We start from the raw sequence: 14,327 nt of genomic DNA, 5'->3' as shown, positions 1-14,327 counted from the left end.
GAAAAGCGTACGATTGTAGGTCTAAAACTAATAATTCGAGACTTCAATCAGGTTGCCATCAGGATCTCGAATATAAACAGAGACAATTTTTCCCGTCGCACCGGTTCGCTGTACTGGTCCCTCTTCTATCACAACGCCTTGCGCTTGGATATGTTCGGCGACTTCAGCAATTGGCGTATTGGTAACAAAGCAGAGGTCCGCACTACCGACCTGCACACGCCTTGCCTTTGGCTCGAACTCGCTACCACTGAGGTGTAAATTGATCTTCTGCGTCCCAAATGACAACGCCAACCTGCCCTCGCCAAATTCGATGGGCTTCATTCCAAGCACCCGTTGGTAAAAGTCGACCGTAACTTGTAAATCACTCACGGTTAATACCAAATGATCCAACTGACTGATTTCCATCATTACCTTCCTGTAACTAAGAGTGATAAGGGCTTATTGGCGGTGACTAGGCTTAGTTAGGTGAACAATGTCATTCGACAACCCACATAACTCATAACAGAAATGTAGGTTGGAATTACTGAACTTAGCCTTCGCGCTTACTGAGCGTGTAGGAAACTAAACTATCATCACCTACCTTGAACACCCAAACATTCTCGCCATCCACAAACTGAAATTGATTGGTTGATTCGGTCAGCTTTAATTTCCCAATAAATTCAGACAATGCTGGCTCGCCGATAACGAAGCTTCCTTCTGAAGTATTCGCATCCAGATCGTTATTCACTTCAATCTTCACTGTAGATTGAGGCAGAATATCGGGTAACCAACCTCTGTCGAACAATCGCTCTTGTTTGGCTTGCGCATAGGTCGAATACTCATCGCTAACTACATCTGAACAGCCAGACATTAGGGCCAAAACTGGAAGTAGCAAAGGGAGTAAAACGTTAGTTTTCATTTAATTACCATAACTTGAAAGTTGGAATTTGAGATCATACGTTGCCATACAACCTCATTTCCATCCACAAAATCCATTTTATAAATCAACCGTAATCATCATTCAAATTAATTGACTTTATTTACATACAGCCAGTGCTAGATAATATTCAGACCAAAGGCGTCTTTTACATCGAACAGTACCTTTTGCGTTCTTTCCCTAGAGACTTCGCTACCATTTCGCAAAATATCGATGAGCTGCGCTTTGTCATCCAGCAACTCAGATCTTCTTTCACGAATAGGACGAAGCATCTCTTGCAGGCACTCTTCCAACACTTTCTTAGTTTGTCCATCGCCTAGCCCACCTCTTTTGTAATGCTCTTTTAGTTGACTGACATAGTTAGCGTCTGTGTGAAAAGCATCAAGATAAGTGAACACGATATTCCCTTCTACCTTGCCTGGGTCTTCAATTCGTAGATGATTTGGGTCGGTATACATGGATTTGACTGCAGCTCTGATCTCTTTCTCTGTTGCACCCAAATTAATGGCGTTGCCCATCGATTTAGACATCTTACTTTTACCATCAGTACTAGGGAGGCGAGATGCATTGCTGAGAAGCGGCCTACATTCATTTAAGATTGGTTTACCAGCAAGCGAGTTAACCTTTCTTGCTATCTCATTGGTTTGTTCCAACATCGGCAATTGATCATCGCCAACAGGCACTAAAGTCGCGTTAAAAGCAGTGATGTCTGCCGCCTGTGAGATTGGATAAGTGAGGAAGCCAGCTGGAATAGATCGTCCAAACTCCTTGTTCTTAATTTCGCTTTTGACCGTTGGATTCCGTTCTAAGCGAGCGATAGAAACAAGATTGCTGTAGAACATGGTGAGCTCAGCTAACACCGGCAACTGTGATTGCAGACAAATCGTGGTCTTGGTCGGGTCGATACCCACCGCAATATAGTCAGCGACTACATTGAGAATGTTGGAAGAAACCTTCGAAGGATTATGGGCGTTGTCGGTAAGCCCTTGCATGTCAGCGACCAATATCGTTTGGTCGTGAATATGCTGCAAAGAGACTCTTTGTTTAAGTGAACCGACGTAATGACCCAAGTGCAAAGGCCCAGTAGCTCTATCGCCAGTCAGAATGATTTCAGGCTTGTTGGTATTGTTCTTACTGCCAATATTATTGCTGTCGGTATGGCTGTTTGAGTTAGTATTCATGGTGTATCTCCAAGTTAAAAAGGCTACTGGAGATAAAAAGAGGCGACATTTTTGATGACATTCTTAGCTACCGTCCAGCAGCTAAAGAATGTAAGTATTCCGTGCTGCTCTATTGAGAGCACCACCAAAAGAAAATTGAAGTTGAAGTTGAAGCAGAATTAAATTTCATGGTTAAAACCTATCAACAATACAGACGAGCGACAACTGTTATTTACGCGCACCAAGAAAATAGGTTTAAGATTAACAGTTTATAGGCTTAATCTTTAACGGAACACAGCTCAGTGATTCGAGCACACATGGCTTGGTTGACTGTGAAGTGGGTGTTGAGGAACGCTAATTGGGCAAGTGCCGATTCAGCCGTACGCTCGTAACCTTGTGTAAAGGTTGGTAGCAATTGAGCAAACTTAGGAAAGCGCGCTTCTAGCCTTCTATCCGACATAAATTCATCAACGAATTCAGGCTCAGAATGTTCAGTTTGATCCACAAGATCGATCAAACGATCAAGTGCGTAAGATTGAACGAACCGACTGCCCGACAGCTTTTCGCCTCGATTATAACGAGACATACCCACATAAAGATTAGTTAGAGCCTCACCAATGATCCACTCTTGCGAATTAGCTTCTGCCGCCCTTTTTTGTGGTGGGATACAGCACTGAGTATCAAATTCAGGTTGCTGCCAAACAATGCGCCCTTCAGCAAATGGAATATGCGCTAACTCGTGGGATTCAAACACCGCAAACTCGCAAAAGATTCCGTCAGCGTACAGGACTTTATAGCCATCGACGGTGTTTCTCACCGCGTAGTCGATTGGCTGAATGTCTGAGAGCCAATGCAAGCTGTCTAAGAAATACTGCTTATGCCCCGTTTGTACTATCGCGAAAAAATCGACATCTGAATACTGATCAAGTCGTTCTGTTTCAATACCTACGGAGCCCAATCCCAGTAAAGCATGAGCCTTACCCGATGCTTCCAAAGACTCCCCAATCGCATCTAAACGCTGTAGTAATTTTTCTGGTGTGTTTATGTGTCTTGTCTGCATCACTTTATCCGTTTGCATTGCTAAATCCCCATCAAGTTGAATGCCACTCAACCTAACTGATAGTTAGAACATCTAAGAAGCCTAATTTATAAAATATGTGTTTCGGGTAACGATCTGCGCAAGTTATTGTTTGAATTACAGTGGAATTTAGATGTGAGAAAGAGTGTGTTCAAGCTATAAACAACACTCTTCTGTCATGACTTATCTTTTTAACAGCTTATATTTGCAACAACTGATATTTACAAACAATTAAACGATAAGAGCTTTAGGGTTAAAGCGATGACTTCGCTAAATAAGCTGCCATTTCTTGTGGTGGCACCATGCCTCCGCCTGTCGCCCACACAAGATGCGTTGCATTCGCTAGCGTCGACTCATCAATCTGTAGACGAGCAAGGTACTCACTATTTTGCTCAACATGAATCACACCCGGCATGCCCGCGAGTGCTGATGGCTCAAGTTGAATACCCTCTGCTTGATTCAGTTCGCCTAACAATTGGTACATACGTTCATCGGTTAATGTGTAATAACCATCAAGCAAGCGCTCCATCGCGCGACCCACGAAACCTGAAGCCCGTCCAACCGCCAAACCATCCGCAGCTGTTAAGTTGTCGATACCAAGATCTTGCACCGCAATCTCATCATGCAAACCGGTATGAACACCGAGCAACATACAAGGCGAATGGATTGGCTCAGCAAAAATACAGTGCACGTGATCACCAAAAGCCATCTTCAATCCAAATGCAACACCACCGGGGCCACCACCCACACCACATGGTAAGTAAACAAACAAAGGATGCTGTTGATTAACCACAATCCCCTGTCGCTCGAATTGCTTCTTAAGCCGTTCTCCTGCCACCGAGTAGCCAAGGAACAGTGTTTGTGAGTTTTCATCATCAATGAAGAAACAACGCGGGTCTTGCTCTGCCTCTTTACGTCCTTGTTCTACTGCAACGCCATAATCTTGTTGATACTCGACCACGTTAACACCGTGCTCTCGCAGTTTACTTTTCTTCCAAGCTCTCGCGTCTGCCGACATATGAACGGACACTGTAAAACCTAGCTTGGCACTCATGATACCGATCGACATTCCTAGGTTACCCGTTGAACCTACCGCAATGCTGTATTGTTGGAAGAAGTCACGAAACTCAGGTTCAAGCAACTTGCTGTAGTCATCGCTCTCACACAGTAACCCCGCTTCAATCGCAAGCTTCTCGGCATGCGTTAGTACTTCATAGATACCACCGCGCGCTTTGATTGAACCTGAAATCGGTAAATGGCTGTCTTTCTTCATCATCAAACGCCCTTTTATTGGCTGCTGATAATGAGCTTCTAATGCTAACTTCATTGCAGGGATATCGATAAGCTCAGATTCGATGATGCCATTCGTCACATGAGTTTCAGGGAATGCCTTCACCAAATAAGGGGCAAACCTTTGTAACCTCAAACTCGCATCATGAATATCTTGTTCGCCTAATCCCACATAAGGCAAACCGCGCTCCAGAATCGTCACATTTGGGTTAAACCAAACCACTTCTTCCAATGCAATCAATTGTTGAAGTAATGGGAAATCTGAGATGAGTTTATGGATATTCAATACGGTCATGGATTACCTTCTTTGGTAAAGCGCGCGCGACGCTGGTTCAGTCATTAGTAAACCTATTTAAACGGTATTTGTGTAATCATTCAATGACCTGTAGGCTAGCTTTTCTTCTCATAAGCAAACAGTAGAACAACCTATGAGCGCCTCTCTTCGTAATAGCATTTTCGTCATGTTAGGGATTCTATTCCTAGCACTTAACCTTCGTGGGCCTTTTACGAGCTTGGCTCCTGTGCTTTCTCAGGTTATGGAAGGCCTCAACCTTACGTCGTCGGCTGCTGGATTCTTAACAGCTTTGCCACTGTTAACTTTTGCCTTATTTTCACCATTAGTCACCAAGATATCTCAACGAATTGGTCTAGAACCTAGCCTGCTCTTAGGCTTAGTTTTGATCACTACGGGTATTACACTGCGCTCTTTTGGAGCAATTCCGACGTTATACATCGGCACAGTAATGATTGGACTTGGTATCGCGATTGGTAACGTGTTGTTGCCCGTTGTAGTGAAAATTAGCTTCCCTACTCGTATTGCGACAGTCACTTCTTTGTACATTTTTACGATGGGCATCGGTTCGACGTTAGGCTCAAGTTTGATGGTGCCGTTTTCAAATCTAACCTTATTCACGGTCACGGGTTGGCAATTAGCGCTGTTAATGAACCTAATATTCCCAATATTAGCTCTGATGATCTGGTTGCCTAAAATCAGAAAACGCTCTTCTTCATCGACCAATAACAAGCATCAAGAAAAGCCGATTCCGATGAAAAAGATGATCAAGAGTGGCGTTGCATGGCAAGTGACACTAGCTCTTGGGCTGAACTCATTTACCTTCTATTCTTTGGCAGGCTGGCTTCCACAGATCTTGAACGACCTTGGCTACAGCGAAATCGATGCGGGTTATATCTACGGATTTCTACAATTTTCGACTATGGTTCCGGGATTACTGTTACTGCCGTTCTTAGGTAAAAGCGATAACCAACAATGGCTCATTACTCTGTGTGCATCGAGTGTATTTATTGGATTGATTGGGCTGCTGTATTTGCCTGAGTTTGCGATCTTTTGGGTGGGACTGTTTGGATTAGCCAACTGCTCTACGTTTATTATTGCGCTCTCTTTTGTCGGCTTACGTACATCGAATAGCAGCCAAGCCGCATCGCTGTCGGGTATGGCGCAAGGAATTGGTTATGCTTTAGCGGCAACAGGTCCAACGCTGGTGGGTAAGCTTCATGCTCAAACCGATTCTTGGAGCTTTCCCATTCTGCTGATCGCATCTGTTGCATTTGCGTGCACGATTTTCGCGGCATTGGCAGCACGAGACAAAAAAGTGAGCGTTTAGGACAAACAGATTGGTTATGGCGTCGCGACTTTATTGCTCGCGACTGTATTGCTGACGACGGTTTTGATGTATTCACTTGGCGACAAACCAAACTTCCCTTTAAAGCGCTGGCTAAAACGCCCTTCCGATTGATAACCGCAAGACTGAGCCAACATCGCCACATTCTGCTGCCCGTTTTGCATCAGATAAAGCGCATGACTCAAGCGAACTTCAGCCAGTACCTCACGATATTGCATGCCTTCAAGTTTCAATTTACGGATAAGCGTGGCGCGGCTCATCGCAAAGCGCTCTGCTACCGACTCTAACGGGTGTTTCTCGTCCGGTGAATGCGAAAGGTAGTGGCTGAGTTTCTGGCTAAACGAGACGTTTGAGCTAGTAAACAATCGATGCAGTACGCCCTTCTCGGCTAATTGCTGATACAAACCCTGCAACCAAAATTGTTGGGTCTCTTTACTCATGCTTTGTCTATCAAAGGAAAACAGAGCATTGAGTGAATCTTGTAAGCTACGATCAGCTTGTACTTTAGGCAGCCCCAGATCATTCGAGCGTTCCTCACTTAAATCAAGCATCCCTTGAGAAGGTTGGAATTGAAAGCTGAATACTCGCGACAAGAAACGTCCTTTGTGGGGCATATTCTCAAAGCTTAGTGAAGCTGATGCCTCACACAACAACAGCTCAGAATGTGAGAGTTCTGCCGCTGAATCTTTCCAAAACAGGCGCTTACTGCCTGTAATGATCTGAATGATACTAGGAGATAGAATCCTCACATTACGCAGTTTTTGTAAATGCTCTGCACGAAAGATCGTCACTTGATATTGATGATTCATCTCATCCCCCTTGTTTACTTATTATCAACGACCAGCTTTCGCATCAATAACTGGTCGCTTTATTAGCTTGTGTCAATTATTAACGTGTATAAAGCTATTAACGTGTATAAGTTGTAGTCAGTTTCGCTTTGTTTAAAGCCATGCTGTTCAACGTGAATCCAACCACAGCCGACGGCGTGTTTTCGTCTAGGTTGAGCTTATCCGTTGGCAATGCCCAAACCGTGAATTGATAACGGTGCATGCCATCTTTTTCTGGAGGACAAGCGCCACCGAAACCTACCGTTCCATAATCTATACGACCCTCTTTGCCACCCACTTTAGAGATATCGACACCGCGAGGTAGCTCGCTCACTGTCGCTGGAATATCAAACGCCACCCAATGCCAGAAACCACTTTCAGTTGGTGCATCTGGATCATAAGCCGTGATTGCAAAGCTTTTGGTTCCTGCTGGAGCATCTTTCCACATCAACTGCGGTGACAAGTTCTCGCCATCACAGCCCCAACTTGAATATTCAAACGTCTTCGCCATTGGGTGACCTTCTTGAATATCATTACTCGTTAATTCGAATGCCTGAGCCGAGCCCGCTGTTAAGATACTAAGTGCCAATACTGATTTAATGAGTGTTTTCATGGTGGTTCCTCTGATTAGGTATGAGCCCAGTATAGTCCCCTCCACCCGCCCAATAATGACAATAAGTACACAATTATCTAGTTTAACCCATTCAAATGATACTTACTGTATTTTTAGTTTATTGTTTTAAAACATGACCCACTCGACAATTTGTTGTTAAAGGAACACTTGTTGACATTCAGGTTACAAATCACGTCCAAAACTCTTTAGACTCGCCCCACGACTTTTAACGAGAATGATTGGATGCGCAGGTTTACCTTAGCCCTTGGCTTGATCTTTTGGCTCCCAACTCTAGCCAATGCCCAAAGTTTGCAAGACAAGTGGCAAACCCTGTATCAACTGAGCTGGCAATCATCCCCAATCCTAGTATCTCAACAAGAGTTGGCTCAGTACCCGAAAGCACTTCTTCAGGAAAGCAGCCGCTACCCGGATTTCAACCAATTCAGTTGGGAAGACATCGCCGCACTCGCCTCTATACAAGATCACTGCCGAGCGATTGAAAATGCCAACCCTTCTTTGAACGATGCCATCGAATTCGAACTCGCTGTGTGTCAAGAACAACCCTTGGATTCAATCTGGTTCGCGGCACACTCAAAACGACACCCTGCTGGTGGCAGTTTTGCTGATCGTTATTTAGCCGCTTACCCAGATGTGACCGAGCAGATACGCCCATTTTTGAGTCTTACCAACCCTCAGCACCCTTTATATAACAAGCTAGAAAACCTAAGTGCACAAGGCAGAGAAGCACTGCTCAGTGGATACCGTGCTTGGCAACAAGACGATGTGCTTTGGTTAAGTGGCGAACAAGGCTGGAAAGCCATTCCCTTAAATGTTTGGCAACCTATTGCAGAGCGACAAGAGGTATCTTTGACGGGTGAAACCTGTACTTTTCGTTACAGCAACGTGTGCTTAAGCGAGCCTAGCAATGACAATCTGATCATGAAAACCTTGATCTTTACATTGCTGTTAACGTTGATTTCCGGACTCGGTAGAGTCTTATACCTAAGAACAAAACGACGAAAAGAGAGGCAGTTCGTTTTACAGCTTCTTACTCATGAACTGCGCACGCCAATTACTAGCCTAGGCTTAACCGTCGAAATGTTTAGAAATCGCTACGATGATTTTTCTGATGAAACTCAAAATGCAGTTTGGCGTTTAATATCCGACTATCAAAGGCTCTCTCAGCTCACCGAAAACAGTAAAGTGTATCTAAGTGCGGATCAGTCGGAGCCTTTATTAAAGCAGAACGCATCCTTAGAAGAGTGGCTCGATCATGTATGTGAAAAGCACAATATCGAGTATCAATGTGATTCAAGTGATGCTGAACTTAACCTACCGTATTACTGGCTAACCATCTGCTTAGATAACTTGATTAAGAACGCTAAACAGCACGGTATAGGTGAGGTTTTGGTCAAGGTAGAACTCGCTGATAAGCTCAGGATTGAGGTGCAAGACGAAGGTCACTTCCCTTCTTTTCTGCAACGATTTGTATCTCGAGCAACACCGAATATCAATCACAGGCAAGACAACATGGGCATTGGCCTGACTATTGTCGAACACTTGATGAAACAAGCGAATGGCCGCCTGATTATTCTTCGTAACCCAACCCGATGTATTTTGGAAATAGCTTATGAACACCCTACTGCTGATTGAAGACGACCATCTACTTGGACAAGGCCTCGTCAGCTTCTTTGAGTCCAATGGTTACCCATGCCTTTGGGCGAAGGATTCAGAGAGTGCCAGTAAGCAATGGTTCCTAGCCGATCTAGTGATACTGGATCGACAACTCGAAGACGGTGACAGCTTGCGACACCTGCCGAATTGGCTACTCCTCAAAGCGCTTCCTGTGATTGTGTTAACGGCTAAAGTGGAAGTCCAGCAACGCGTAGAAGGCTTAATGGCAGGTGCCAAAGATTACGTCACTAAACCTTTCTCAAACGAGGAGTTGCTTGCTCGAGTCATTACCCAACTTCGTCCGTTAGGGGGGAGCCAACTAAATTACGCCAACATTGAAGTCCGCTTGTCTGAACGAATCGCTTATTTGGATGAAAGCCCGATCACGTTAAAACCTAAAGAGTTCCAGTTATTGGTCTTGTTTGTTCAGAACCAAAGTCGTGTGTTTCATCGTGATGAGTTACTCAATAAGATTTGGGGTTATCAAGCCTTTCCAAGTACCCGAACCGTGGATAATCACATACTGCGCTTGCGCCAGAAGCTGCCGACCCTAAAGATCGAAACACATCGCGGCGTTGGTTACCGCTTAGCTGGGGAATCATAATGAGAGTCACATCGTTAATCGCATTGATCTGCGCTTTGCCGTTTGCGTGTCACGCCGCTTGGTTTACCAACACACCATTGCAACATACGTATCAATCTCTGCTTGATGAACAACCTCAAGTCGCGTGGCAAGAGCTTCAAATCGCACTCAATCAACAAACACTTGATAGCGAGCTTTGGTTGCCAGTTAAACAAGAGATACTGAGTCAAACTCAATGCGGAACTTCACTAAGACAAGACACTGAGACGAAACATCACATTCAAGTTAGCTTCATTCGACGCTACGGCCTGTCATCGCAAGGTTATCAAATCAAAGTCGCTGCAGAACAACTCAGTGAAGACATGAAAACCCAAACACAACCTATCTCTCTGGTCTCCCCTAAAGGTAAAGTCCTTCTCGATGGACAACTCGCTTCTAACAATGAGTATCAAGAGATTGAGACCAGTGAAATGTTTATCAAACCCGAATCTGGTGTTTATCAACTAAAGATAGGTTCAAACCACTATCCTATTGTTGTCGCTTTAGGCAACAGCAAGCGATGGTTAACACTCGAAAGTAAACTCAGCGAACCACATATCGTGATCACGCCACCGAAGGTGATCGACAATTGCCCTAACGCCAATATGAGTTGGCAATGGTTCGATGAGAACTACAACCTGTTAGGCTACAAAGTGCCAATCAAGACAGCGCAAGCGCCCGTTCCCACAGAAAGCCCACTAGGGACTAATGCCAAACACTTGAGTGCTTCGGTTGAAATGTTTGAATACCAAGGCGCGATTGAAGTCCAATATGTGCAGCGTGTCGCGGTGCCTTTCTAATTGAATGCTTTCAGAAGAAGATTAGACACTAGGTAATGCAGAAAATAGAGACATATAGGTGACAAAGCACTAGCGCTACTTGGGTGTAATAACCGTACTTACCCTTTACGGAATCTAGATATGCTCAGCGTACGCCACCCACTCAATCTTTCTACTTGTGCCATTGTAGCTTTAACAACAGCTTGTCTGTTTTCATCCAATGCACAAGCGAGCCAAATAACGCTCACCAGTAATAGCAGCGTTAGCGGCAGCAGTAATAGCAGCGTTAGCGGCAGCAGTATTCGCGACAACGCTAACAGTGCTACCAACAATACCGTCTCTATTTCATCGAATACTTTAGAGATAGATTGGAACGGCTTAAGCGTTAACAGCGGCGCTCTCACCGTTGATAACCAACCACAGAAAGTGACGAATCTAGTCATTGGTCTTTCCGATAAAACTAACTCAGCAAAGACTGCAACTTGGACCTTAGTACCTAGTGGGATAAACATTGAGGCAGAACTAAATCAAGATCAACTCACTTTTCAGTTCAGCTTCCCTTCCAATATACAGGTGAAACGTAACCAGTCCGTAGAGTTGGCGTGGTTTGATCTTGCAGAACAACAGACTCAGACCCTATTTCTTCCTTTTAGCGAAGGCATGCGTGTACCTACAGATAACAAGCTTTGGGGTAGTTATCTAGTCGACAACCATTCCGGAAGCAACACTACTCAAGACTTAAAGATGCCTTTTTGGACGGCGCAACAAAGCAATCATTTCATTAGCTATCAGATGGTTAATGCAACCAACAATCAACTGCTTTTTTCAAATGCATCCTCTAATACTTCATCTCATTCAAAAACCAAAATTGATATGAAGGCATCACACCAATTTACGATGCTCAATCAATCACAGCCTTTTATTGTTCGTATCGCCCTTGGAGAGTCGTGGTTAGATGGAGCGAAACACTACCGCGATTGGCGCATCGAAAATGACCTTTCTGAAACACTGATTGCTAAACAAAAACGCAATCCGGATGTGAGTAACCTAATCGGCGCTAGTCACGTTTACCTATTTGGCAAAGATCCATTGAGCACTCAAGACGTAAGTAACTGGTGGGGATTGAAAACATGGTATCTAGAGAGGTCTAAACTCAGCATTTCTGCGGAAGCGAAAAGAGAGCTGTCGTCACTGTCTAAGGGTAAAGATTGGTTCAGTCAGTATCACAAACAACTATTGTTGGACTCTATTAGCCAGTCATTGCAGGTGTTATATCCTGTTGGTAATCCGACACTCGAAAACAACACGATTAAAGCTCACTACGTGGCAGCGCAGAATAAGAAGAACTGGTTGCTAGAGCACGCTTCCCCTTACCTAAACTCGTCAGACACTTGGGGACAAGCGTTGTCTTCAGACATGGTCACCAACCTAAATAAGGCAGGCTTAAACAAACTGTGGCTAGGATTCGATAATTGGATGCCAGCATTCTATCAACCTAACGCCGTGGCTATGGCAAAACAGTCCGGATATCTAGTCGGTACTTACGATTCCTACAACACAGCCATTCCTGAGAAGCTCAATGACAACTGGCTAACCGCTCAATTACCAGAGCCGATGCGTCAAAGTTGTGCCATTGAACTAGCGGATGGGAGTTTGAAAAAAGGATTTCGTGGAAACGGCTTTTACTTAAACCCGAATTGCCATTTAGAATACGTAAAACAACGCGCTCAAGACATTATGAGATTCGGCAACTTCAACAGCTTGTTCTTAGATGTTGATGCAACCGCCATGGCACGTGAAGATTACAGCGGCTCTATAGATAATCATATCAAGAGTCATAGCTACAGCAATGGAAATGGCGATACAAACGAATCAGACATGCTTTCAGGCTTCAACAACCGAATGCAGTGGCTAAGCGAGCAACCATCGTTAGTATTGGGCTCTGAAGACGGCAACAGCCTAACAACAAAAGGCATCGTGTTTGCACACGGCTTAGAAACGGTTGGTTTTGGTTGGACAGATAAAGACATGAAAGGGAACCGCCGATCTCCCTATTACTTAGGTCGTTGGTACCCAGACCACAAGCCTGACTTCTTCTTTAAACCCGCCGAGGTTAAAGAGCCCTACAAGTCGCTACTGTTTTCGCCACAATATCGAATTCCGCTTTACCAAGCCGTTTTCCATGATGAAGTAATCAATACGCACCATTGGCACTCAGACAGCCTTAAGTTCACCAATGTACGAGCAAATCGTGACTTAACCGCCATGCTGTACAACACGCCACCGATGGTTCACTTAACCAGAGATGAAGCTTTATCAAGTTCAAGCCCAAGAATCAAAGCTCTCAAACACTATCAAGATGGCTTTGAACCGATGCACGAGCAGTTATGGGATAAACAGTTGGTCGATTTCGACTGGTTAGACAAAAGCGGCGAAGTTCAACAAACCGAGTTCAGTGACGGGAGTAGGATCATTGCCAACTTTTCAGACCAAACTTTTCATCAGAGAGGCCTTAAAGTCTCGCCGAGCGCTATAAAAGCCGTACTAAGCAACGGACAAACGTTAGAGTGGAAATCAAAGCCTAACTAGTTTGATCGTGCCGTTTTAAAGCGTAACCTTATTCACTATTACGGGTTAGCAGGTAGTGTTGTTAACGAGCAAAAATCCACACCTTTTGACACTCAGGTACCAATCCCAATCGACACCTAATTCTCTCTATTTTTGTACAAGAAAATTGGGTGCCGACCACAATTTCAAACACAGATGTTTTCACATAAATCTCAAAAGTGATATCAATGCCTATATTGAATGATAATAACACAAAAGAGATATTTTTGATGAAAAAGACCCTACTCACTTGCTGTGCCCTTCTTGCCTTTTCTTCTTCGGCAATCGCTAATGTTCAGTTTTCGAATCCAGAAGGAGCTTTAGGCGAACCTTCTAATTACTCTCAATACAAAAATGTTTTGTCAGTGTCTGAGCTTCAAATTTCAGATCCAAACGGAAAGAAAGGCAACAAAGACTATTTTGCGCTCGATAATAACTACGACGGCATTGTGAACAACAACTTCTATGTCGACAAAGAAAGTGAAGCGCTAGTCTTTACCATGAAGAATGACCACCTGCGTAATGAGCTACGCGTTCAGGAAAACTTCCGCACAGACTTAGCAAATGAAACATACACATTAAGTTCGGAAGTGGAGATCATAAACCCTGAAGAGTCGATGAAAAACTCAGACTCTAAGCAAGACGAGATTACATTCCTACAAGTACATAACAAAGGCTTAGATGAGCTTGGTACTCACAATGTCCCTCACCCTTTGCTTCGTGTTGTATGGAAACGTGACAATAATGGTATTGAGGGGCATTTCTGGGCAATCATTAAAAACAACGCTGTAATTTGTAAAGGATCGTTCGGCAAGAAAAACCAAGACAAGGAAATGTGCAAATCAGACGTAGCATATTCTCAGTATGACTTAGGCAAAGCACCACAAGGCAAACCAACAGCATTTGATCTAATCGTGGGTGATAAGAAACTCATTGTTGACGTAAACGGTGAACGAAAAGTTGAGCAGAATATTGACTACTGGCGTCACCTATTGAGCTACTTCAAAGCTGGCGTATATAACCAATTTACGAATGGACAAAGTGAAGCTCACTTCTACAAGCTAGAGTACACAGAGAAAAAGAGCTAGTTCGGTACTTAGCCTACAACTACATTAGTAATC

At 44.1% G+C, this 14,327-nt stretch carries 13 protein-coding genes; 6 read left to right on the top strand and 7 right to left on the bottom strand.

Features of this window, described 5'->3' with window-relative positions; genetic code table 11:
• Positions 1-27: 27 nt before the first annotated feature.
• From AACR09_RS23695 to AACR09_RS23675, 5 genes are all read right to left on the bottom strand, one after another.
• On the bottom strand, positions 28-405 hold the full coding sequence (locus AACR09_RS23695) for a VOC family protein (protein ID WP_193835838.1): 378 nt from the start codon (positions 403-405) through the stop codon (positions 28-30).
• Between the two features lie 124 nt (positions 406-529).
• On the bottom strand, positions 530-898 hold the full coding sequence (locus AACR09_RS23690; RefSeq protein ID WP_017087765.1) for a hypothetical protein: 369 nt from the start codon (positions 896-898) through the stop codon (positions 530-532).
• A 137-nt stretch (positions 899-1,035) separates the two neighbouring features.
• On the bottom strand, positions 1,036-2,097 hold the full coding sequence (gene trpS / locus AACR09_RS23685; RefSeq protein WP_193835815.1) for a tryptophan--tRNA ligase: 1,062 nt from the start codon (positions 2,095-2,097) through the stop codon (positions 1,036-1,038).
• A 256-nt stretch (positions 2,098-2,353) separates the two neighbouring features.
• Positions 2,354-3,154: a hypothetical protein gene (locus AACR09_RS23680; RefSeq protein ID WP_193835814.1), complete on the bottom strand. Its 801-nt coding sequence runs from the start codon at positions 3,152-3,154 to the stop codon at positions 2,354-2,356.
• Positions 3,155-3,407: 253 nt separating this feature from the next.
• Positions 3,408-4,739: a D-serine ammonia-lyase gene (locus AACR09_RS23675; RefSeq protein ID WP_193835813.1), complete on the bottom strand. Its 1,332-nt coding sequence runs from the start codon at positions 4,737-4,739 to the stop codon at positions 3,408-3,410.
• Between the two features lie 133 nt (positions 4,740-4,872).
• Here AACR09_RS23675 and AACR09_RS23670 point away from each other — a divergent pair, with 133 nt between their 5' ends.
• Entirely contained in the window at positions 4,873-6,066 is a 1,194-nt protein-coding gene (locus tag AACR09_RS23670; RefSeq protein WP_193835812.1) for an MFS transporter, read from the top strand.
• 14 nt (positions 6,067-6,080) lie between these two features.
• On the opposite strand, the gene AACR09_RS23665 is transcribed toward AACR09_RS23670, so the two are convergent.
• Complete coding sequence (locus AACR09_RS23665; protein WP_151408532.1) at positions 6,081-6,893, bottom strand: helix-turn-helix transcriptional regulator; 813 nt, start codon at positions 6,891-6,893, stop codon at positions 6,081-6,083.
• Positions 6,894-6,990: 97 nt separating this feature from the next.
• Entirely contained in the window at positions 6,991-7,524 is a 534-nt protein-coding gene (locus AACR09_RS23660) for a YbhB/YbcL family Raf kinase inhibitor-like protein (RefSeq protein ID WP_151408533.1), read from the bottom strand.
• Between the two features lie 243 nt (positions 7,525-7,767).
• Here AACR09_RS23660 and AACR09_RS23655 point away from each other — a divergent pair, with 243 nt between their 5' ends.
• From AACR09_RS23655 to AACR09_RS23635, 5 genes are all read left to right on the top strand, one after another.
• Positions 7,768-9,177, top strand: a complete 1,410-nt coding sequence (locus AACR09_RS23655) for an ATP-binding protein (protein ID WP_193835811.1) — start codon at positions 7,768-7,770, stop codon at positions 9,175-9,177.
• Entirely contained in the window at positions 9,155-9,802 is a 648-nt protein-coding gene (locus AACR09_RS23650) for a response regulator transcription factor (protein ID WP_193835810.1), read from the top strand. Before AACR09_RS23655 ends, AACR09_RS23650 begins: the two co-directional genes overlap by 23 nt.
• Complete coding sequence (locus AACR09_RS23645) at positions 9,802-10,620, top strand: DUF2861 family protein (RefSeq protein WP_193835809.1); 819 nt, start codon at positions 9,802-9,804, stop codon at positions 10,618-10,620. The genes AACR09_RS23650 and AACR09_RS23645 overlap by 1 nt, the downstream gene beginning before the upstream one ends.
• A 120-nt stretch (positions 10,621-10,740) precedes the next feature.
• Positions 10,741-13,188 carry a glycoside hydrolase gene (locus tag AACR09_RS23640; protein ID WP_193835808.1) on the top strand — a complete coding sequence of 816 codons (2,448 nt, stop codon included), beginning with the start codon at positions 10,741-10,743 and terminating at the stop codon, positions 13,186-13,188.
• A gap of 248 nt (positions 13,189-13,436) precedes the next feature.
• Positions 13,437-14,294, top strand: coding sequence for a polysaccharide lyase family 7 protein (locus tag AACR09_RS23635; protein WP_193835807.1), 858 nt, complete (start codon positions 13,437-13,439; stop codon positions 14,292-14,294).
• The last annotated feature ends 33 nt before the right edge of the window (positions 14,295-14,327 follow it).

Origin of the sequence: Vibrio sp. OPT20, assembly GCF_963889365.1 — a bacterium.
Classification (GTDB): Bacteria; Pseudomonadota; Gammaproteobacteria; order Enterobacterales; family Vibrionaceae; genus Vibrio; species Vibrio splendidus.
Note: the sequence above shows the minus strand (reverse complement) of the source record. Positions and strands in the feature narration are given on the sequence as shown.

Coding starts and splice junctions, on each gene's coding strand:
- AACR09_RS23695 (WP_193835838.1), bottom strand. CDS start 405: ATGGAAATCAGTCAGTTGGATCATTTGGTATTAACCGTGAGTGATTTA.
- AACR09_RS23690 (WP_017087765.1), bottom strand. CDS start 898: ATGAAAACTAACGTTTTACTCCCTTTGCTACTTCCAGTTTTGGCCCTA.
- trpS (WP_193835815.1), bottom strand. CDS start 2,097: ATGAATACTAACTCAAACAGCCATACCGACAGCAATAATATTGGCAGT.
- AACR09_RS23680 (WP_193835814.1), bottom strand. CDS start 3,154: ATGCAAACGGATAAAGTGATGCAGACAAGACACATAAACACACCAGAA.
- AACR09_RS23675 (WP_193835813.1), bottom strand. CDS start 4,739: ATGACCGTATTGAATATCCATAAACTCATCTCAGATTTCCCATTACTT.
- AACR09_RS23670 (WP_193835812.1), top strand. CDS start 4,873: ATGAGCGCCTCTCTTCGTAATAGCATTTTCGTCATGTTAGGGATTCTA.
- AACR09_RS23665 (WP_151408532.1), bottom strand. CDS start 6,893: ATGAATCATCAATATCAAGTGACGATCTTTCGTGCAGAGCATTTACAA.
- AACR09_RS23660 (WP_151408533.1), bottom strand. CDS start 7,524: ATGAAAACACTCATTAAATCAGTATTGGCACTTAGTATCTTAACAGCG.
- AACR09_RS23655 (WP_193835811.1), top strand. CDS start 7,768: ATGCGCAGGTTTACCTTAGCCCTTGGCTTGATCTTTTGGCTCCCAACT.
- AACR09_RS23650 (WP_193835810.1), top strand. CDS start 9,155: ATGAACACCCTACTGCTGATTGAAGACGACCATCTACTTGGACAAGGC.
- AACR09_RS23645 (WP_193835809.1), top strand. CDS start 9,802: ATGAGAGTCACATCGTTAATCGCATTGATCTGCGCTTTGCCGTTTGCG.
- AACR09_RS23640 (WP_193835808.1), top strand. CDS start 10,741: ATGCTCAGCGTACGCCACCCACTCAATCTTTCTACTTGTGCCATTGTA.
- AACR09_RS23635 (WP_193835807.1), top strand. CDS start 13,437: ATGAAAAAGACCCTACTCACTTGCTGTGCCCTTCTTGCCTTTTCTTCT.